We start from the raw sequence: 20,549 nt of genomic DNA, 5'->3' as shown, positions 1-20,549 counted from the left end.
ACTTCCATTTAAAAAGAAAGAATTAGGTGTGAACACCTAATTCTTTTCTTTTTTATATTAAATTTCTTCACTAACTTCAGTACCAATTACTATGCCGATAACAACGGTAATCGTTATGCCCATCACGATTGCAAACATGCGCTCACTCCCCTTTGTGAAAGAATGATCCAATATCTCTATATTCAATTTACCATATATTTAACTTTAATAAATTTAGTAACTGTGAAAGTTTTGTTACTGATTTTTATCAGCATTTTTGTTATATACAATAATACTAAGACAGCTAGTATAAAGAGAGAGCGTGAAACCTAAAATTTTGTGCTCACTACTACTGACAATATATACCATCTATAATCTGTTAGTTTCTAAAGCTCGATTCGAACACTCTTCTGCTATATAATTCATACTTTTCTCGTAGACTTATGAATTTCTCTAACAAATGGGAATTAAAGTTATTCTCATCGTTGTATAGAAGAAAAGATGCCACAAATGATAGTTGTACATGTCGTGTATCTCCTGAAAAGCAACAATCGATGTGAAAACAGTCGATCTATATGTTATAAGCGACTGTAAAGCCCCGAATGCAAGTTGTAAACGTGTTGTTTATGAGTTCCCATAACCAAAATAATGAATCTTAGTATTTTTATTACGGAGTTAACAGTTCTACAATCATTACATCTCCTCTGGAGCTTCAATCCCCAACAACCTTAAGCCTTCTTGTAAAACGACCATTACTGCAGTTACCAATCCAAGTCGAGAAGTTAGCTCGCTATCTTTGACTAATACCTTCACATTACCGTAATATTTATTAAATTCTTGTGCAAGGTCAATGAGGTATTTTGCAATTTGGGATGGTTCAAATTTTTCATAGCTTCTCTTAATTACATTTGGAAAGTCTATTAACAATTTAATGACTGACCAACTAAGTTCATCAGCTAAACCTTCTATATTGTGTATCTGTTCTTGTCCCGATTTTCTTAACAACGAGTTAGCTCTTGCATGAGTGTATTGGACGTACGGCCCTGTCTCCCCTTCAAACTTTAACATTTCTTCCAATGAGAACTCTACATTATTTAATCGTTCATTTTTTAAATCGTGAAAAATAAGTGAACCGATAGCAATCATTTTTGCTACTTCGTCTTTATTTATTAGTTTTGGATTTTTTATTTCTATACTGTGTTTAGCTAGACTGATTGTTTCATTTATAACCTCCTCAAGTAGAACAACTTTTCCTTTTCTCGTCGACATTTTTTTACCATCTTTTAAAATAAAGCCAAATGGTATGTGAACGAGATTATTAGCCCATGTAAAATCTAACTTTTTTAAAACAGCAAATACTTGATTAAAATGAAGACTTTGTTCATGACCAACAACATACAATGCCTTGCTAAACTGATACGTTTCTTTTCTATATATAGCAGCTGTTAAATCTCTCGTTGCATATAGAGTTGCACCGTCAGATTTTTTAATTAAACATGGTGGATAATTATACTCACTTAGATCAACCACATCTGCACCTTCTGATTCAGAAAGTAACCCTGATTTCACAAGTAGGTTCAGCGTTTCTTCCATTTTATCATTGTAAAAAGCTTCGCCATGATAAGAATCAAACTTGATACCTAGTAAATTATAAATACTCGAAAATTCTTTTAGTGATTCATCGCGGAACCATTTCCATAACTCAATTGCATGTTCATCTCCATCTTCAAGTTTCTTGAACCACTTTCTTGCTTCATCTTCCAAGTGTTTATCTTTTTCAGCTTCATCATGAAATTTGACGTACAATGCCAATAACTGTTTAATTGGATTCTCTTTTACTTTCTCTTCATTTCCCCAGTATTTATAAGCAACTATTAATTTACCAAATTGAGTACCCCAATCACCTAGATGATTAACTTTAATAGATTGAAATCCACATTTTTCTGCTATAAGTGCCAGTGAATTCCCTATAACTGTTGATCTTAAATGTCCCATAGAAAATGGCTTAGCGATATTTGGGGAAGAAAAATCAATAACAACATTTTCACCATTTCCGATATTTAAAGCTCCGAAATGGTTACCTTGCTTAAGGATTGTAGTCATTACTTCTTTACTAACTTCCTTTTTATTCAAAAAAACATTTACATATGGACCATCAGCTACAACTTTATCAAATAATGAATGGCTAATCTGTTCGGCTATTTCTTTAGCAATATGGTTTGGAGATTTTCGAAGCTTTTTGGCTAACGAAAAGCATGGAAAAGCAATATCACCCTGAGTATGAAACTTTGGTCTTTCAATCAATTGTAACGTCTCTTCAAAAGTTAAAACTTCCTTTAAAACTTGTGATATTTCATTAGCATATATTGCTAAATAATTCATATTCTTCATCTCCTATCTGTTATTTCCATCGGTACGTTTACTGTCCAATTCTCTACTTTTACTGTCCATACTCATACGTTTACTGTCAAAATCACTGCTTTTACAGTCCAATTCTTTGCTTTTACTGTCCATACTCGTACGTTTACAGTCCAAATTACTGCTTTTACTGTCCATACTCGGAGATTTACTGTCCAATTCTCTGCTTTTACTGTCCATACTCATACGTTTACTGTCCAATTCTCTGCTTTTACTGTCCATACTCGTAGATTTACTGTCCAATTCTCTACTTTTACAGTCCATACTCGTACGTTTACAGTCCAATTCTTTGCTTTTACTGTCCATACTCTGGAATGTGAAATCGTGCTTTCAAAAAGGTATACATAGAGTAATGTGCGGTTGATTAAGTAACTAAAGCTGATCATATTCTTTACAAAACTCTTGTAGCTTCATTTTTAATAGCAGGAAAAATATGAATTGCCTTTTTTATTTGGTACACCCCTTCTGATAAAACTAAAAAAATCCCGCCTCTAAAAGAGACGAGATTTTCCCCGCGGTACCACTCTAATTGTTCAAATTGAACCATCTTAATTTCATTGATAACGGTTGATTCACCGGCATACCCTACTTGTACAAGGTTATTTAAATAAAAATAACGCTAGTACTTTTTCAGACTGCTTCTCCGAAGTACGTTTCATTATGAATAATCGATTAGGCTTTCACCACCCCTAACTCGCTACACGTATATTCAAAATTACTGTCTTCTTCAACGAATGTATTATTTTTACAAATTATAAATAAAGTTTAGAAATATTTCAAGGTTATTTATTCCATAAATTTATATATTCCCATTTACTTTTCAACATCATGTTGTAAAATGTTTTGTATTTTATCTAAAAATGCTAGTTGTAATTCGTACTGAGAATAAATGCTTTCAAATGTGGCTTTAGTAATCGGAGATAGTTCACCCATTGCTTTCTCCTTATGTTCTTCTCCTTCTCTTAAAGCTGAAAGTTGCTTTGTTAATAACTCTTTTTGCTCATCAATTGCCCTAATGACTTGTTTGCTTGCACTAGACTCAGCAAATATTAACCCCGTATACAACGTAGTAGGTAAAATAACTGATGACGTAGCAAACGATTCGATTAATAAACTTTGAAATTCATTATGCCCTTTGTCGGTAATCTTATATATGGCTTTTGTTCGATTACCAGTTTGCTCAAGCGAGGCAATTTCAACGAGTTCTTCCTTTTCCATCTTCTTTAACGCGTGATAAATCGATCCTGGTAACACACCTGCCCAAGCATCTGTCTGAGATATTTGTAGGACTTGTTGAATTTCGTATCCTGACATTGCTTTCATTCTTAAAATTCCTAATACCATTAAACGCGTCACTTTCACACCTCAAATCTAATTAAACAACGTTGATTAAATTATCATTACTATATCACTACTATTATTGTGGAGTAAAGACCATAGTGGTTGCTAAGAAATGTACATTACCTTGGTTATTTGATGAAGGATGAATGAAGAAAGCGATCTCATAGGGTGATGCTAGTCCTTAGCAAAGCATTAGGCTTCTGGTACAGCATCTAACATTTAAGCACTAAACCACATATAAGCATTGGATTAACTCCAGTGTCATGGTATAGTAGCTCGTGCCTATGATTTCATTTTGCTTGTTAATAATATACATGAGTATCATACTTACTACCGACGTTTAGTTAGTTGTTTTATTTACAAATCTAGTACCTTTCAAGACTGACAATACGGGCTGATCAACTTCCCACTTAAAAGTAAATACTCCTAACAAGAGAAATCCAAGTGTGAAGCATACAAGGATAAGCAGGGAGACTACCATACCATTTATACTTGCAAATAGGGAACCTGATATCAATCTGGCAAAATACTCAAATGGGAGTATTTCTCCGATAACCTTAATCCAACTTGGTGCTTGTTCAAGGCTATAAAATGATTGGCTACAAAATACCATAGGTATTTGAATGAGGTTAGCAAGCATATTAATCTGTCCTTCATTCTTTGCTAAATTAGAAATGAATATGCCTAAACAAGAAAAACAACTCGTTCCTATTGCTAATATCCCGATTAATTGTATCGTACCTATAATAGAGATTTGTAAATCAAAATAAATGACTCCAACAATTAAAACGAGTAAGTTTATCGCAATACCTAATAAAGCTCTAACAATAGCATTCATTATGATAAAATACAGTGTTTTATAAGGTGTCACCTTTAACATTTTATAGACACCTTTATTTCGTTGTCCGAACACTTGAAACGCAGTTCCTTGCACACCCCAAAAAAGAGTGCTAATTGCAAGAACGGCAGTAACGAGCTGCGGATAATATGATACTGAATCAACAAATATGCCAACTCCAATCATTAATATGATTGGAAAAATTGCTGCATAAAACAACGAAATTTTATCCCTAATAGTTGTAATAAATATTGCTCGAATAATCATTTTATACCCCCATTCGTTACATGTAAGTATACTTCCTCTAAACTTGCATACCCATACTTGTTACAGAGTTCTTCCGGTGACCCTGCTTCTATTATTACACCTTCTTTCATTAAAAGGACACGATTAGCAACTTTCATTACTTCATCCATATCATGAGTTGTAATAACTACCGAAGTCCCTTTATCTTTAAGCTGTCTCACAATTTCATGGATGTCACGACGAGCTTGAGGATCAAGCGCTGCCGTTGGTTCGTCTAGAAATACGACTACAGGATTGTGTACTAATGAAATAGCAATTGATAGTCGCTTTTGTTGACCTCCTGATAATTTTAAAGCATCTACGTTTGCAACCTCCTCAAGTCCACATTGTTTTAATAACTGTGTTGCTTCCTCTCGGTGAAGTGACTTTTTATAAAATGCCGCAAACAACCTAAGATTTTCTAGTGCACTTAAACCTGGGAAGAAGGAAGTTACTTGCAGCTGTACACCAATACCACTCTTATAATCTTCCCGCCAAAATTGAATCATACCTTCACTAGGCTTACGAAGGCCCAACACCATTTCCAATGTTGTCGATTTCCCCGCTCCATTCGGCCCAATAATCGCAAGAACTTCATGGTCTTTCACATCAAATGACACATTATTAACAACTGATCTTTCATTGTACAACTTAGAAAGTTCATTAACTCTTATTAAAGTTTTTGACATATCACACACCTCTTTCATTGTTTACTCAACATTGAATATGCCGATAAAAAAATAAGGTTATTTTCAATATTGTTTAATCAACGTTGAGTATATTTTATACAAATTCATCATATCTCATACGTAAATAATTGTAAAGATATTTTTTACACTATTGGATATTTTTGTTTGTTATAAATTTTCAATGAGGTGGTTAAGATAGTTAATCATTTCTTGGCAAAATATTGTGTAAATCCGACAGTTAGCTAAGGTAGCAAAATAGTTTAAACGTATTAATAGCAAAACCTTTTCGAAAACTTTATTGCTATATTTAACAAAATCGAACAGTTGATTGCTATTTGTTAATAGAAAAGTTATAACGAGCATCTAGTTAAATATTGAAGTCCTACAAAAGATAAGCCACAGCAATTCGGCTGTGGCTTATTTTCCATTTAATTTTAACAAACTAATTTTCCCTGCTAAAGTTTCTGCTGTCGTTGGACCAACTATTCTTTCTCGTATAATGCCGCTTGGATCAATGATAAAAGTTTCAGGTTGGCCAACTACTAAATAATTTTTTGAGACTTTATCATCAGTATCAAATAAATACAGTGTTGTTGAATTATGTTCTTTTATAAATTTTTCAACACGACTTTTGGGCTCTCCACGATCGATAATAAGAAGCTTATACTTATCACCATATTGTTGATGAAAGGCTTCTAGCTCAGGCTCTTCATCTACACAAGGCTTACACCATGTAGCGAAAAAATTTAGTACAACAAATTGCCCCCGATAGTCAGATAAAGTATGAGTACCTCCATCTAAATCCTCTAGTGTGAAATCATAAGCTAGGTCACCAACCTTAACTCCTTTGACTCCTTGTATTCCTGAGACTAAAAAGAAAAATACGGCTGCCACCAAGGATAGCACTATGGTTTGAATCATTCTTCTTTTGTTCATAAAAATCATCCTCTAACTGGATTTATCATCATTAAGAATTACGTTCTACCAGTTGATGAATATAGTTAACAGCACAATCAATAAGCACGTGTACTGTTAATTCAATAATAATGTTGCAGTTTACTAGAACAAGCTTATTGCTTCTCTAACTCTTGTATATAGTCTAATTCTTTTTCAAGTTTTCTTTGTCGTTTCCCAAGCACAACTACATATCCAGCAATCAAGATCCATGCAATTGTGTATGCACTAAATAAATAACCCATATTCAGTTCCTCCTCGTTAGTGTTTATTTATTTTTCCATCGTACGCATAGCACCTTTAGCTCCGACTGTATTTTACTAGTTTATTTATATCGCCTATCCTACAACCAATAGGAAATAGGCGCCTCTGCAATAGTTCAACATTGTCTAGTGAATTTGGATTCTGTGATCTATCACTTCTAGTTCCTACTTATGCTACGATATTTTTTCGTTACAACCTTTTATGAAATTTTATTTATTAACTTCTCTTGAACATCTTTCTTATTTTGAACGATCGCAATTTTTGCTTTTTCTATATAAATACCTTTTTGGAGTAAAACAATATACAACAAAGTAATAAAACCTAGCGTAAATAGCAATGTGAATAACATTTCAGGCTCAATTCCACCTCCCTGTTGTGTCGGCCCATCACCAAACACGATTGGGTGAAGCTTTGAGTTCCACCAGCGTATTGCCATAAATACGATTGGAACGTCAATAAAACCAATAATTCCAAAAACTGAGGCTAATCTTGCTTTCTTTTCCCAAGCCCCGTCCATATGGCGAATCATAATATAAGATACATAAATAAACCATAAAATCAATGTCGTTGTTAATCTAGGCTCCCAAGTCCACCAAGTATTCCATGCACTTCGTCCCCAAATAGGTCCAGTTGTTAAGACGATAGTTGTAAAAATCACACCAATTTCAGCCGAAATTCCTGCAATAATATCATAAATTCTCTTCCTTTTTAAAAGGTATAAAATACTATAAACAAACACGACTCCAAAAGCCAAAAATGCAACCCAAGCTGACCCTACATGAAAATAAAATATTTTCTGTACGACGCCCATCGAAACTTCAACTGGAGACCATATAAATATTAAAAACATTGTTACTACACCTATTGGAATTGTTAACCAAAGAAGCATTTTATGAATTTTTGATTCTGTTTGCCAAACCACATTATTCTTTGTCATGCTTTACACCTCCATCACATATTCAAATAATAAGAAACAAATAACAAAAAATACAAGATCATAACCAATCATCAATTGCATCCACGATATAGCACTTGATAAATTCTCAAGATTAACTAGCAATATTTTTGTTGCCTGCACAGCTGCAATAATAATCGGACTAACTATAGGAAATAAGACAATCGGTAATAGCATTTCACTACTCCTTGAATTAGCAGTTAATGCAGCTAAAAATGTACCAACGCTTATAAAACCAAAAGTTCCTAAAAAGATAACTCCTAAAAATAAGGGAACGTTTCCTAGTAAGCGAAAATCAAATAAGATAAATAATAATGGTATAGAAATCAATTGAACTAATAGCACAAAAATGAAGTTAGCGAGCATTTTGCCAAAATAAATACTTGAAGGATCAATAGGTGCAATAATCATTCCATGTAAGCTATCTTGATTTTTTTCAGCTAAAAATGAGCGGTTTAACCCTAATATTCCAGAAAAGATAGTAATGACCCATACCATTCCAGGTACCACTGCTTTGACAGCATTACTCGTAGGGTCAAATGCAAAGCTAAAGGTCACAATAACAAGACCTGAAAAGATTAACATAGTACTTAATAGTTGTTTTGTTTTCCACTCAGAATATATATCTTTCCAAGCGATTATCCATGCAGATTTTAATAGTTTAATCATGTTAACTCACCATTCCTGCATATGTTTCATTAATTTCTTTCACATTTTTTGCACCTGAAATAGCAAAATCACCAATTAACAATCCTTGTTTCATCACGATTGCTTTATCACATGTTTCTATGAGTTGATGGAAATCATGTGTAACCATAATTATAGTTGTACCTTCCCGCTTCAATTGCAAAATAACATTATTTAAAATTGAAACTGCCCGTTGATCTAAACCAGTATGTGGTTCATCTAGAAGTAGAATACTAGGTGAATGAATAATCGCTCTAGCAATCGCAATTCTTTGTAGCATTCCTCTTGAAAATGAGCGAACAGGCTCGTGCATAAATAAGCTTAAACCTACCATAGAAGCGAGTTCTTTTGCTCTTATCTCAATATCTTCTACATTATAGAGCTTCCCGTAATAAACTAGATTTTCAATCGGCGACAAGTGTTCATATAAGAAACTGCTATGTGATAAGAATCCTATTTTTGTCTTAATAACCTCTTCGTTCGCTTTTAGCTTCAAATTATTTATCAACACTTCACCAGATGTCGCATCCATTAATCCACTAATTATTTTTAATACGGTACTTTTCCCAGCTCCATTAGGACCTAGTAAAGCGATCGTTTCTCCTTCTTTTACTGATAGATTGACTCCACGTAGAATCTCTTTCTCCCCTATCTTTTTCGTTAGCAAAGATGTTTTTATCACGCAGATCCCCCCAATCTATTCAGTCATTTGTTTTATATTAATTTTCACTTGAATTAACATATCTTTATAAGCATTAAACTGTTCATGAAACTTATCTTCAGATATTTTTCCTGCTTTAAGTTCATCTTCTAAATCTATCATTTTCGTCATAATTGCATCGCGCTTTCCAAGCAATTGTTGAAAAATCTTCTCCTCTTTATCCTCGGTTAAAGAAATTTGCCCACGCTGGTTTTTTTGACGAAAGTAAATGAAAAACAGCCCGCCCCCTATTATGATTACACCAAGAACAATTAATAAAATATGTGGGTTAAATTGTCTTAATGGTGAGTCAAACCACATTCGTAAATGTCCTGGATTATGAAAGCTTGGAGAAGTTTGTGTGACTGCAGCACTCATAATAAATATGCTTTTCACTTTACTTCCCTCCCCGCTGTTTTCTCACTTGATCAAGTTCATTAGCTATTTCATTTTCTATATCCTTTTTAACTTGCTTAGGAATATTCTTTATTGTATGAGCAACATTAACATCGTCTACTATTGTTTCCTCCGCCATAATAGGAAGAAGCATTTTTTCATAGTTACTTTTTAATTTCTCATAATCTTCTGTCGATAATTTTTGCATGTTATAATCCATTTCGAGTTCATTTAGTGTCGCAAATATTTCTTCTTTTTTTATGGTATCTACTTCATCTATCATGCTTTCATGAAAAGTTACATTCTTTTTTGAGAGCAGTGGAGATATTACTAAATAACTACAAACTCCTACTAATAATGTGGCTGTTATAATTGAGACTAGATCCATATCAATCACATCCTAGAAAAGCTTTTTTCTTTCTTTATTAATCATTTCTCTTAAAACTGCATCGGTGTTCTCGTCACGTAAAGCTTCATCAGTTGTTATTGAATGAGCACTGTTATTTTTTTTGATCCAACTACGAATTACTGTAAATACAATCACTCCAGCTACAATCAATACGATAAACGGTGTGACCCATGCAGAAAGGCTAAACCCTTGCTTTAATGGGGCTGACAATGCCTCTTCACCAATTTCCTCAACATAGAAATTTAAGATCTCTTCCTTGTTCATCCCTTCTTGCATCATTTGAGCAACTTCTTCGTAATATTCTTGCTTAACAGGGCAAGTAGCAAGATCATCCCCCGCATGTCCTTCCATGGCAAGCATTGCAACAATGCTCTGAAATTGTGCAGAACTATAATCAACACCTTCTGCTGCATAGGTACTGGAAGAAAATAAAAGTATAAGAAGCCCAGTTAAAATGAATAAGCGCTTCATCATTTCCCCATCCTTTCTACGCAAACCCTTAAGATACATGTCGCTGTACCCCTTTATATCTCGGTGTAACATTGCCGTATTTTCCGCTCCAAACAGCAAATATTGCGCCTATTAAAACGACCATGCCACCCGTCCAAATCCATTTTACAAGTGGATTAATCCGAATAACAAATGTAGCTCTTAAATCTTGCTCCCAACCACTTAACACAATATAAAGATCTTCGTCCCAATTACTAATAAGAGCTACCTCAGTTGACGGTTGTTCGAATGAACCATAAAAGATTTTCTCTGCTTCAGCATATCCTAAATCTTGACCGTTTTTGTTAATTTGTAGAGTTGCAAACACTACATCATTGATTCCTTCACGCTTTTGTTGTAAGTTTTCATAGGTAATTGTGTACTCTGCAAGTTCAATACTTTCTCCAATTGCTAGCGTCTTCATTGTTTCAACATTGAAATTATTTGAACCAATTATACCTACTGCCATTAGAGCTATCCCAATATGAACGATATAGCCACCGTACCGTCTGCGATTACGTGACATTAAACGGCCAAGTGCAACAATGACATTTTCTCCAGTAACTGACTTTCTAGCCTTTACCCCGCGACTAATTTCAAGGATATGAGTAAAAATCATGAAAGCAATAACAGCAAAGCCGATAATCGGATATGCTTTTCTAATACCTAGAAATATTAGTAACATAGCAACGAGTAAGCTCAAAATTGCTGGAATTAAAAAGTTTTTCCGTAGATTTCTTACAGTTGAGCGTTGCCAAGCGATTAAAGGACAAATAGCCATAACAAACATTAATGCAAGCATGATAGGTGACATTACTGTATTAAAGAAAGGGACACCAACCGTAACCTTCGTTCCTTTAACCGCCTCAGAAATGAGTGGGAAAATTGTTCCCCAAAATACTGCAAATGTTGCTCCGACTAGTATTAGATTATTGATTAAAAAACTACTTTCTTTTGACAAAAATGACTCAAACTGTCCGCTGTTTTGTCTTAATAAATGGTAGCGACTCATCATTACATATAGTGCAAATAAGACTGCAAGTGCCATAAAAATTAAAAAATAAGTACCTAAATTACTATCTCCAAAAGCATGAACTGAAGTTAAGACGCCACTTCTCACAAGGAAAGTTCCAAATAATGTTAATGCGTATGAAAGAATAATCAAACTAATATTCCAAATCTTCAACATCTGCTTGCGTTCTTGAATCATTACAGAATGTAAAAAAGCAGTGACAGTTAACCATGGCATAAAGGATGCATTTTCAACAGGGTCCCATGCCCAATAGCCACCCCATCCGAGCTCAAGATAAGCCCAATAACCTCCGATTATATTGCCAAGAGTTAAAAATAACCACGCTACTATTGTCCATCGTCTTGTCATACGAATCCAAAAAGCGTCTACATTCTTTAGTATTAAAGCGGCAATAGCAAATGCAAAAGGTACTGAAAGTCCCACATAACCTAAGTACAAAGTTACTGGATGTAAAATCATCCCTGGGTCTTGTAACATTGGATTTAAACCTTTCCCAACCTCTGGAATAATATCATTCAGTTCAAAAGGTTTCGTAGTCGTAGCTAACACGAAGTAAAAGAAAATAATATTACCAAGCATGATTGTTCCAATATAAGGAACCATTGGATTGCTTTTCATTTTTCTTGAAAACACAACCATCGTTGCGTACATCGTTAAGAAAAATGTCCATAATAATAAAGATCCTGCATTACCTGCCCATAATGCTGAAAGCTTATAAATAAGTGGTAAATCGCTACTTGTATACGTAGAAACATACTTAAATTGAAATTGACTCGTACCTAAAGCGTAGAATAAGACAAACATTGAAACACATGTTAATACAAAGATGGATAACACACCATTTTTCCCACTATTTATTAACTTTTGGTTTTGCTTTCTAATTCCTAATATGAGAATAATAAATGAATAGATTGAAATGACAAATGCTAAATAAACAGCTGTACTACCAATTAAATACATGGCTAATCACCTTTCTTTACTCCTCATTTTCTATCTTTTTATGAAGCTCTGGGTCATAGTCACTTTTATCTTGGTCTTCATATTTGGATGGACACTTAGTTTGAAGTTTCTCAGCAAAAAACACACCATCCTCTTGTATATACCCCTCTACAATTGCAGTTACATCTTCACTAAAATTGTCTGGTCGTACCCCTTGATAAAATATTGGAAGCTCATTACCATCTTCATCTCGTACTGTAAAGCGAAGTTCTATATTATCTGCATTCCAATCAATTGAATCTTCAATTAATAATCCTTGGGTCATGACGAACTTATCGCTGTACTTCTCTTCATTTGCTAACAGTTGTGTAAGTGTCAACTCTGTACCGCTTGCACCTGGTGTAGCAGCTATGAGCAATGTTAGAATTGCTATGATGATCAAACTTCCACCAAACAATACTTTTTTATTTTTGTTCATTCCATTCACCCCTCAACTTAGTTCACTCATTTTTTTGCGATACTTTTGTTCATCAATTTCACCATTAGCCAACATGTTTCTTAACTTCTTTTTATCTTGTTGTCGATTTGTAGCTTTAATTTCGCTTTCACGTTCTTTGTGTTTCTTTTTCTGAAAAATTAAGAGCATGATTGTGAATAAAAATATTAATGAAATGACAACGATTGCAATAATTGTATTTTTTGATAACCCTCCATTATTTGATGAGTTAGCTTGTATTTGGACACTAGTGTTGTTATTTGGTGCTATGTCATCAATTTTACTAGTTGTCGTTTCGTTGTCTTTTTTCTCATAAGACACATCAAATACTTTCTTCTCCCCAGCTTTTAATTGAATAACCTCATACAAATACATGTTAATCCCCATCGTATCTTGTGAATGCTGATTAGTTGTTGGTTGTATGGCAAAATCACTTGCTCCTAATGGTTCAAAGAAGATAATGTTTATAGCGTCCATATTATTGTCAGCTACGTATTCATATGTGAAATTTTTCTTATTCTCAGTAATGTTTATATCATGATAATAATATTCGATAACAAATTTATAGCCTTGCCCTGGATCAATAGGTTCTTCTGGTATAATCGTTACTTTGTTAGAATTCTTCTTCATTTGTACTTCTATTTCTTGAAGTGATTCTTTTGTTTCATCGAGGGTATGTGCTGCTAGCCCTATAAAAAAATTATTCTTATTTACAGGTAATGTTAGTTCGATACCTTGGCTAATTGACTCAGATGATTGATTTACAACAGTGCCATGGTAACCAACAAGAACAGTTGGTTCATCATTATTAGCATGAGGATGATTCGTATATTCTGGCATAACGATTATTGTAATGTCTTCTATAGATATGTTGTCGTAAGATGCAAGTATAGATTGAGGAAAGAGAATACTCATTAGTACCAAAATGAATATTGGAAAACATTTTTCCTTAACATAAGGAGTCTTCATTTTTTTCACCTTATTTCCCATTTCTTTCATTTCTAATATGATTGTATTAAAAATTGCTTAGTTACAACATATTGGTAAACCTATTGTCAAAAATCATCCATATTTTAGTTCACAAAAACTTCATACCAAATTGTGACTTATGTTACAGACATTACCGAAAGATATAATTCCACTAAAGATCATCAACAGACGAGTGCCCAGATTCCTATCATTTGGAGATGCCCTTTACCCTCGTAACGATAGAAGAAGTGACTTAGGGGATAGGCGACAATCCTAGACAATACCGTAATCTCACTAGACACTGAAGTCGTGTTTTGTGTAGGTTGCTTTTTAACCATTTTGATGCCTTAGGTTGTCTAATCGAACCACTTCATTTTCTGAAAAGCTGTATTGAGAGATGAAGCAACTATCTGAAATCCATTTAAAAAAATATAAACCATTCAGCTTGATTCAATAAAAAATTTACAGTATATTAATAATAAATACGCTATTTGTGATTTGTTTCACATATATATTAAGATCATTGTCTTGTGAAGGCTCTTATCAAAATATTTTTCTACTATTGATAAAGCATCTAGATGAAATTAGTGTTATGTTTGCACAGTGACAAACATATGCCTGCACAAAATTGTTACCACCTTATAAACAATGGAAATATAGCTTTTTAATGAACAAAAATGCACCGTACAATATAGCCGTATTGTACGGTGAAAATTAGTTTGTTAATCATCGTTCTGTGAGTGCTTAATTTTTTGGTGGTTGTTGATTTGGGAAGTAATCATTTATGACATGGTCTTTCTTTTTAAACACATCTGGTTCATCATAAACAGCTTTTTTCACTTTATCTATTTCTTCTTTTAATTCATCAATATTTACATCTAGTTTCACCAATTCTTCAGTTGCTATAATAATAGCTTCATTTAATGCTTCAGTAGATTTTTTCATACTATCCATTGCGCCTTGAGGATCATGGAATCCAGCAGAATTTTCTGCAGCTACAATATCAAATAACCACTGTCCTTTACGAACAAGTTCTTGTGCTTCTTCAATTTTAGATTCAGGAGCACCGGTAGTTATCATCTTATTAATAAAGTAATGTGCATCAATAGATATTTCTTCGGCCTTGTGTAAATTCTCCATATGAGTATCTTGAATGCCTTCAACCCGATCTTTAAGTTCTTGCTCAGTCTTGTCTGCATGACATGTACGACATGATTGCTCAATTGTTTTTAAAGGTGAAGTCCATTGGTGACTAGTAATCTTTTTCTTACCGTCTGAACGTTCGTATGGCATATGGCAATCCGAGCAGGAAACTTCAGCGATTCCATGCGGACCTTCAGACCAAATTTCGAATTCTGGATGCTGAGCTTTTAGCATTGGCGCACCTGAAACGGTATGAATCCAGTCTTGTGCAAACCCAGAATCTTTTGCTATCGTATCGTAGTATTCATACATTTCTTCTGGCTTTAATCCATTTGTCCATGGGAATGTTACTTCCTTCTTTTTTGGTTCAAAATAGTATTCTACGTGACATTGTGCACATACATACGTACGCATTTCATTTTTTGTAGGGTTTGAAATGTCTACTCCTCTTGCTTCCATAGCTGTTGCAAACATTGGACGAGTCACACGTAATTCCATCGTTTCGGGATCATGACAATCTGAACAACCGATAGGAGAATGCCCTAATTCTTCAGCACGAGGTACAATCTCATTTCGAAAGTTTGCAGACCAGTATCCGTCTCCGAATTCGTCCTCCTCTAACAAAATAGGAACCGCAGTACTTTTACAAGTAAAACAAGAACCAATTGACTTATCCGTAATTCTAGCAATATTGATATTATCTTCAACAGCGTAAATGTGTCCACGATCTTCATTATATTCCTTTGCAAATCCATAACCATTAAAAATTATTGGCAAATAAGGTTCTTTAGTGTGGTCAAATTTTGACGTTGGTATTGATCCACCGTATTTCGTATCAGACATTTCTTCATTACGCTTATAGCTTTCATACTGTAACGGAAAAATGTCAGCAAATGCTTCATTATTTATTTCGTCAGCTGATAGTCCCGTATTGTATAACTTTTTAGCAGCGGTACTTTCCTTCGCTTCATCTGAACCACAGGCAGCAATAATAGCGATTAAAAAAATCACTAAAGCAGTAGGAACTATAATTCTTTTGATGCTTTTATGCATTTTCCCACCCTTTCTCAAAAGATTCGTTTCGATTATTAATGTCATAATCGGCTGGTTTAAACCATTCATCTGTCTTAAAGTTGCCATTACCATGAGGGATTTGCCTATGACAATCAGTACAATTTTCTTTTGCATCGTGTGATAAATTATTTAGTGTTCCTTCGTGACAGCTTTTACAGTTTTCTTGAATAACGTCAATGGTGGCTGTTTTTGCATGAATAACATCAGGAATCTTATCAGCACCAAATGTATTCATGTAAATATCATGCGTTCCAGCTTTCGCTTTAAATAGTATTTTCTTTCCAAGGCTATCAGTTGGAGCATGACACTTATTACAAGCGATATTTGCATGTGTAGAGTCTGCAAAGCTACTATAGGCTGAATCCATCGGGTGACAGGTCGAACAAAATTCTGCACTATCTGTATAATTCATTGTCTCAGCACTTGCTACTGCTACAACAACTCCTAAAAATAGCCCAATTAAAATAATGACTTTTTTATCAAGCGCTTTAAGCTTTTTCACCATACCTTCCCCCTCCTCTTCTTTCATTTTTATATCTTCTTCATACCAATTAAAAGGCTAATAGGTATGTCAGCCACTTAATAAAATAACACTTGTGAAAAAATGAGCAATTTAATAAATATTGATTCACCGATTGGTGATGATAGAAAAGTATAATCATATATCATTCACTAATAAAATTGTGGAAAAGAGCCTACCTATAGGTTGATTGTACCTTTCCAACTAAACATTACCATATTTTATTGAATATTTGATACGACATTATTGACAAACTATTGTCTATAAAAAGACCAAATTGTGTACATTTGGAAAAATAATTGTTTCAAGTATATTTTACAAAAACGGAGCAAACTGTTGCCCCTAGAATAGCATTGAAACGTTTTTAACAGAAAAAATATTTTGTTTTCGCGCAGTCAGATATAAAGTATTGACAGACTAGGAGAGAGAGCTATCAAATAAAAAAAGTAGGCTTTACTATAAAAGTAAAACCTACCCTAATGAATATATATGTTCGTTTTTACCTAATGGCTGTTTTTAACAAAATAATGTAAATTATGAAGAGTTTTTTTGAAACCTCAATTATTGTTAAAGTAGAAAAGATGCTACGAACGCTAGGTTTATACGTGCTTATCTATTAGAACGAAAAGCAACAACCAATGCGAAAACAGCCTAATGTAAAGAGTCATCCTACTTAGCTGTAATGATGAAAAGGTAATATATTTATAATTTGTAATGATCGTCCTTTGTTTAGTAACTACGTAAAATTTTCCTTATCAATTAACTTAACGATCATCAAATTTTGCATTATCATTTTTATCACTCTCCTGTAATTATTTGAAATGATTATTATATGGTTGGGTAAGCTCTAAACGATTTCTCTCTTTCTTCATCAATCATTTTTTTTACTTGCTCTTCTCGATAAGCTTTTTCAATTGAATACGAGCGTTTATTAATTGTTATTGTGATAGACAAAATATTGAATTTCATATGATTTCACCTCCTTTAAGTTCATTGCATACATTATGTTCAATTTGACAATAAAAAACCACAGGTAAATTTTCTATACCTGTGGTAAAAGTAATCAAAATTATTTTATAAATAAGCATTAAGAGGAAAGATTTTGCTATTTACATAAAAAGCCACAGGTATACTATTCAACCTGTGGCGTGTATGCTATGTTAGTTATTGAAAGATCCGCATTCCGACATCGGTCGAGTAGTAAGAAATACTATTTAATTTAATAAGTTTAAATGATTTGCGTAACATTAAATTCGACCTCCTTATCAGAATTTGTTTATTTCATAGGAAAGTATAACCAATTTATGATGTTTTGTAAAGGGCTTTTTTGTAAAAAATTAAATAATTTTCTTACTCGAGATCACTTACTATTTTTTTATATTTAATTACCATGTTAAATAAGAGAAACGCTAAGAGTAAAAAAATATAGGTCATTGCCATTAATAAGTTGACATTAGTCGCTTCTTGAACATGTTGATTAATAATAACACCTAAATATAAAAAGACACTAATTGCAATTAAAACAAATGCAATTCTTGTAAAGTCGACAATTTTAAATTTCAAATCACGTAATTGCTTCTCATCCATTTTAAGTTTGTCACCTACTTTTCTAAGTATCTATAAATCTACTTTAACATATCTGAGTAGGCCAAAATGAATGTAACTTTAACCAATTATAAGGTAGGAGCCAATCACAACAATAAATTAACGTAACTTAAGCTTTTGTGAATCGAGCTATAACAAAAAAAAGGCGAAAATACCTTCGCCTTTTTTTATTTATCCTTTAAGTGCGTTAGCTAAGTCCGCGATTAAATCCTCCATATCTTCAAGTCCTACTGAAATCCGTACAAGCCCATCTGTTATACCTAGCTCTTCACGACGTTCTTTTGGTATCGAAGCATGTGTCATTTTTGCAGGAACTGAAATTAAACTTTCAACTGCACCAAGGCTTTCCGCCAATGTAAAATACTTAACTTGCTTAAGAAGTTGTTCTGCTTTTTCTTCACTACCTACATCAAATGAAATCATCCCCCCATATCCTCTAACTTGTTTTTTTGCAATGTTATGATTCGGATGACTACTTAATCCAGGGTAATATATTTTTTCTACACCTGGGTGACTTTGTAAAAATTCAATAATTTGTTTAGTATTTTCTTCGTGTTCTTCCATTCGTATTCCTAACGTTTTGATTCCTCTTATTAATAACCATGAATCCTGAGGGCCTAATATGCCACCTGTAGAATTTTGAACAAAATGTAGGTCTTCAGCTAATTGATTGGAATTAACTACAACGAGACCAGCCACGACATCGCTATGACCACCAATATATTTTGTTGCACTGTGCAATACGATATCTGCTCCAAGGTTTAGAGGTGTTTGCCAATATGGTGTACTGAACGTGTTATCTACGATTGTTAACAAGTTATGTTCCTTTGCTACATTAGAAGCTCCTCTAATATCAGTAATTTTTAGCAACGGATTTGTAGGTGTTTCAATATATATTGCTTTCGTATTTGAACGGATTGCTGTCTCGATATTTGACAAATTGCTCGTATCAATAAAAGTCGATTCTATTCCTAGTTTGTTTAAAACTTTTGTCATTACACGGTAAGTTCCACCATATACATCATCAGTTAAAATGACATGATCACCGCTGTTAAATAACATCATCACTGCTGTAATTGCTGCCATTCCAGAGCTAAATGCAAACCCTGCTGTTCCTTCTTCGAGGTCTTTAATTAGCTCCTCTAAAGCATGTCTTGTTGGATTACCTGTTCGTGAGTACTCAAATCCTTTATGCCCACCTATCCCATCTTGCTTATATGTGCTTACTTGATAAATGGGAATAGAGACAGCCCCTGTTTGTTGATCACTCGGAATGCCACCATGGATTAATTTTGTCTTTGTTTTCATTTTATATCGAACCTCCATAAATCTGTTTACTTAAATAACGTTCGCTACTGTCTGGAAAAATAGTTACGATGTTCATTTTTTTCTTAGCCTGACTTGCTTCAATAAGAGCTGCATGGAGTGCTGCCCCTGAAGAACTACCAACTAAAAGCCCTTCTTTTCTTGCTAGTTCTTCTACTCTCATAAAGGCATCATTATCAGATATTGTATGAACTTGATCGAAATATTTTGTATCCATATAATCTGGAAGAAATTCCATACCGATTCCTTCAGTCTTGTGAGGTCCTATATCACCACCATTTAAAATAGATCCTTCGGGCTCAACAATGACTGTTTGTAACATATTATTTTGTTCTTTTAAATATTTCGCAGTTCCCATGAATGTTCCACCCGTTCCTGCTCCTGCAATAAACATATCAATATCACCATCTAGTTGGTTCCATATTTCAGGTCCTAAGGTTTTATAATAGGTCATTGGATTTGCCGGGTTGTTAAATTGCTGAGGACAGTACGAGTTTGGAATCTCATTAAGTAGTTGTTGAGCTTTTGCAATTGCTCCCCTCATACCTTCACTCGTTGGTGTGTGTACAATTTCAGCACCTAGCGCTTTCATTAGCAATTGTTTTTCTATACTAAATTTTTCAGGCATACATACAATTACGTTAAGCTTATGTCTTAGTGCTGCTAATGCTAATCCGATGCCTGTATTTCCTGCAGTAGGTTCAATAATCGTTCCGCCAGATTTAATTTCCCCTGACTGGAGAGCTTCTTCAATGAGCTCTTTACCTAACCGATCTTTAATACTGCCACCAGGATTGTAATATTCAAGTTTTGCATAAAGCTTTACTTGTTTTGGTAAAGGAAATTGCGTTAGCTCAATCATTGGGGTATTACCAATTAAGTCATGTACGCTGTGAACAACACGCATAATTATTTTGTCACCTCAAAAATTTTTTCTTAATGCTGTTTTCGCAAAAATTGTTTCTTTACATACTAGGCTTTTTTGTATAGAACGTTGTTTTTCGTGCTAAAAAATAAACACGGATATGATTAGTTTGCGT

23 protein-coding genes and 1 other annotated feature are annotated in these 20,549 nt (G+C 33.9%); all 23 genes read right to left on the bottom strand.

Translation table 11 applies throughout. The features are described from left to right. Positions 1 to 57 precede the first annotated feature (57 nt). The gene (locus SLH52_RS03125; RefSeq protein ID WP_320207836.1) at positions 58 to 186 is read right to left on the bottom strand and encodes a hypothetical protein; all 129 of its coding nucleotides are present in this window, start codon (positions 184 to 186) and stop codon (positions 58 to 60) included. Positions 187 to 672: 486 nt separating this feature from the next. Then, a complete protein-coding gene (argS, locus tag SLH52_RS03120; protein WP_320207835.1) occupies positions 673 to 2,361 on the bottom strand; it encodes an arginine--tRNA ligase in 1,689 nt (562 codons plus the stop codon). 12 nt (positions 2,362 to 2,373) lie between these two features. Next, positions 2,374 to 2,703 (bottom strand): hypothetical protein, encoded by a 330-nt coding sequence (locus SLH52_RS03115; protein WP_320207834.1) that lies wholly within the window; start codon positions 2,701 to 2,703, stop codon positions 2,374 to 2,376. 187 nt (positions 2,704 to 2,890) lie between these two features. After that, positions 2,891 to 3,137, bottom strand: a binding site (T-box leader). 73 nt (positions 3,138 to 3,210) lie between these two features. Next, complete coding sequence (locus tag SLH52_RS03110) at positions 3,211 to 3,753, bottom strand: PadR family transcriptional regulator (RefSeq protein WP_320207833.1); 543 nt, start codon at positions 3,751 to 3,753, stop codon at positions 3,211 to 3,213. Between the two features lie 325 nt (positions 3,754 to 4,078). Further along, positions 4,079 to 4,843 carry an ABC transporter permease gene (locus tag SLH52_RS03105; protein ID WP_320207832.1) on the bottom strand — a complete coding sequence of 255 codons (765 nt, stop codon included), beginning with the start codon at positions 4,841 to 4,843 and terminating at the stop codon, positions 4,079 to 4,081. Beyond that, on the bottom strand, positions 4,840 to 5,550 hold the full coding sequence (locus SLH52_RS03100; protein WP_320207831.1) for an ABC transporter ATP-binding protein: 711 nt from the start codon (positions 5,548 to 5,550) through the stop codon (positions 4,840 to 4,842). The genes SLH52_RS03105 and SLH52_RS03100 overlap by 4 nt, the downstream gene beginning before the upstream one ends. Before the next feature lie 417 nt (positions 5,551 to 5,967). Further along, complete coding sequence (locus tag SLH52_RS03095) at positions 5,968 to 6,486, bottom strand: TlpA disulfide reductase family protein (RefSeq protein WP_320207830.1); 519 nt, start codon at positions 6,484 to 6,486, stop codon at positions 5,968 to 5,970. Positions 6,487 to 6,620: 134 nt separating this feature from the next. Continuing rightward, on the bottom strand, positions 6,621 to 6,749 hold the full coding sequence (locus SLH52_RS03090; RefSeq protein ID WP_320207829.1) for a CcmD family protein: 129 nt from the start codon (positions 6,747 to 6,749) through the stop codon (positions 6,621 to 6,623). A gap of 218 nt (positions 6,750 to 6,967) precedes the next feature. Then, positions 6,968 to 7,705, bottom strand: coding sequence for a cytochrome c biogenesis protein (locus SLH52_RS03085; RefSeq protein WP_413785483.1), 738 nt, complete (start codon positions 7,703 to 7,705; stop codon positions 6,968 to 6,970). 3 nt (positions 7,706 to 7,708) lie between these two features. Continuing rightward, complete coding sequence (locus SLH52_RS03080) at positions 7,709 to 8,392, bottom strand: heme exporter protein CcmB (RefSeq protein ID WP_320207828.1); 684 nt, start codon at positions 8,390 to 8,392, stop codon at positions 7,709 to 7,711. A 1-nt stretch (position 8,393) separates the two neighbouring features. Beyond that, positions 8,394 to 9,092: an ABC transporter ATP-binding protein gene (locus tag SLH52_RS03075; protein ID WP_320207827.1), complete on the bottom strand. Its 699-nt coding sequence runs from the start codon at positions 9,090 to 9,092 to the stop codon at positions 8,394 to 8,396. Positions 9,093 to 9,107: 15 nt separating this feature from the next. Next, entirely contained in the window at positions 9,108 to 9,506 is a 399-nt protein-coding gene (locus SLH52_RS03070; RefSeq protein ID WP_320207826.1) for a hypothetical protein, read from the bottom strand. Position 9,507: 1 nt separating this feature from the next. Then, a complete protein-coding gene (locus SLH52_RS03065) occupies positions 9,508 to 9,894 on the bottom strand; it encodes a hypothetical protein (protein ID WP_320207825.1) in 387 nt (128 codons plus the stop codon). A 12-nt stretch (positions 9,895 to 9,906) separates the two neighbouring features. After that, on the bottom strand, positions 9,907 to 10,425 hold the full coding sequence (locus tag SLH52_RS03060; RefSeq protein WP_320207824.1) for a cytochrome c-type biogenesis protein CcmH: 519 nt from the start codon (positions 10,423 to 10,425) through the stop codon (positions 9,907 to 9,909). Continuing rightward, positions 10,415 to 12,397 (bottom strand): heme lyase CcmF/NrfE family subunit, encoded by a 1,983-nt coding sequence (locus SLH52_RS03055; RefSeq protein WP_320207823.1) that lies wholly within the window; start codon positions 12,395 to 12,397, stop codon positions 10,415 to 10,417. The genes SLH52_RS03060 and SLH52_RS03055 overlap by 11 nt, the downstream gene beginning before the upstream one ends. 16 nt (positions 12,398 to 12,413) lie before the next feature. Then, positions 12,414 to 12,854, bottom strand: a complete 441-nt coding sequence (locus SLH52_RS03050; RefSeq protein ID WP_320207822.1) for a cytochrome c maturation protein CcmE — start codon at positions 12,852 to 12,854, stop codon at positions 12,414 to 12,416. 12 nt (positions 12,855 to 12,866) lie between these two features. Further along, positions 12,867 to 13,841, bottom strand: a complete 975-nt coding sequence (locus SLH52_RS03045) for a hypothetical protein (protein ID WP_320207821.1) — start codon at positions 13,839 to 13,841, stop codon at positions 12,867 to 12,869. A 744-nt stretch (positions 13,842 to 14,585) separates the two neighbouring features. Next, on the bottom strand, positions 14,586 to 16,037 hold the full coding sequence (locus SLH52_RS03040) for an ammonia-forming cytochrome c nitrite reductase subunit c552 (RefSeq protein ID WP_320207820.1): 1,452 nt from the start codon (positions 16,035 to 16,037) through the stop codon (positions 14,586 to 14,588). Further along, entirely contained in the window at positions 16,030 to 16,563 is a 534-nt protein-coding gene (locus SLH52_RS03035) for a cytochrome c3 family protein (protein ID WP_320207819.1), read from the bottom strand. The genes SLH52_RS03040 and SLH52_RS03035 overlap by 8 nt, the downstream gene beginning before the upstream one ends. Before the next feature lie 843 nt (positions 16,564 to 17,406). Continuing rightward, positions 17,407 to 17,547: a YrzI family small protein gene (locus tag SLH52_RS03030; protein ID WP_320207818.1), complete on the bottom strand. Its 141-nt coding sequence runs from the start codon at positions 17,545 to 17,547 to the stop codon at positions 17,407 to 17,409. A 381-nt stretch (positions 17,548 to 17,928) separates the two neighbouring features. Continuing rightward, the gene (locus SLH52_RS03025; protein WP_320207817.1) at positions 17,929 to 18,165 is read right to left on the bottom strand and encodes a YrhC family protein; all 237 of its coding nucleotides are present in this window, start codon (positions 18,163 to 18,165) and stop codon (positions 17,929 to 17,931) included. Between the two features lie 189 nt (positions 18,166 to 18,354). Further along, positions 18,355 to 19,491: a bifunctional cystathionine gamma-lyase/homocysteine desulfhydrase gene (locus SLH52_RS03020; protein ID WP_320207816.1), complete on the bottom strand. Its 1,137-nt coding sequence runs from the start codon at positions 19,489 to 19,491 to the stop codon at positions 18,355 to 18,357. A gap of 1 nt (position 19,492) precedes the next feature. Further along, the gene (locus SLH52_RS03015) at positions 19,493 to 20,416 is read right to left on the bottom strand and encodes a cysteine synthase family protein (RefSeq protein WP_320207815.1); all 924 of its coding nucleotides are present in this window, start codon (positions 20,414 to 20,416) and stop codon (positions 19,493 to 19,495) included. Positions 20,417 to 20,549 lie beyond the last annotated feature (133 nt).

Origin of the sequence: Cytobacillus sp. IB215665 (assembly GCF_033963835.1) — a bacterium.
Taxonomy (GTDB): Bacteria; Bacillota; Bacilli; order Bacillales; family SM2101; genus Nanhaiella.
Note: the sequence above shows the minus strand (reverse complement) of the source record. Positions and strands in the feature narration are given on the sequence as shown.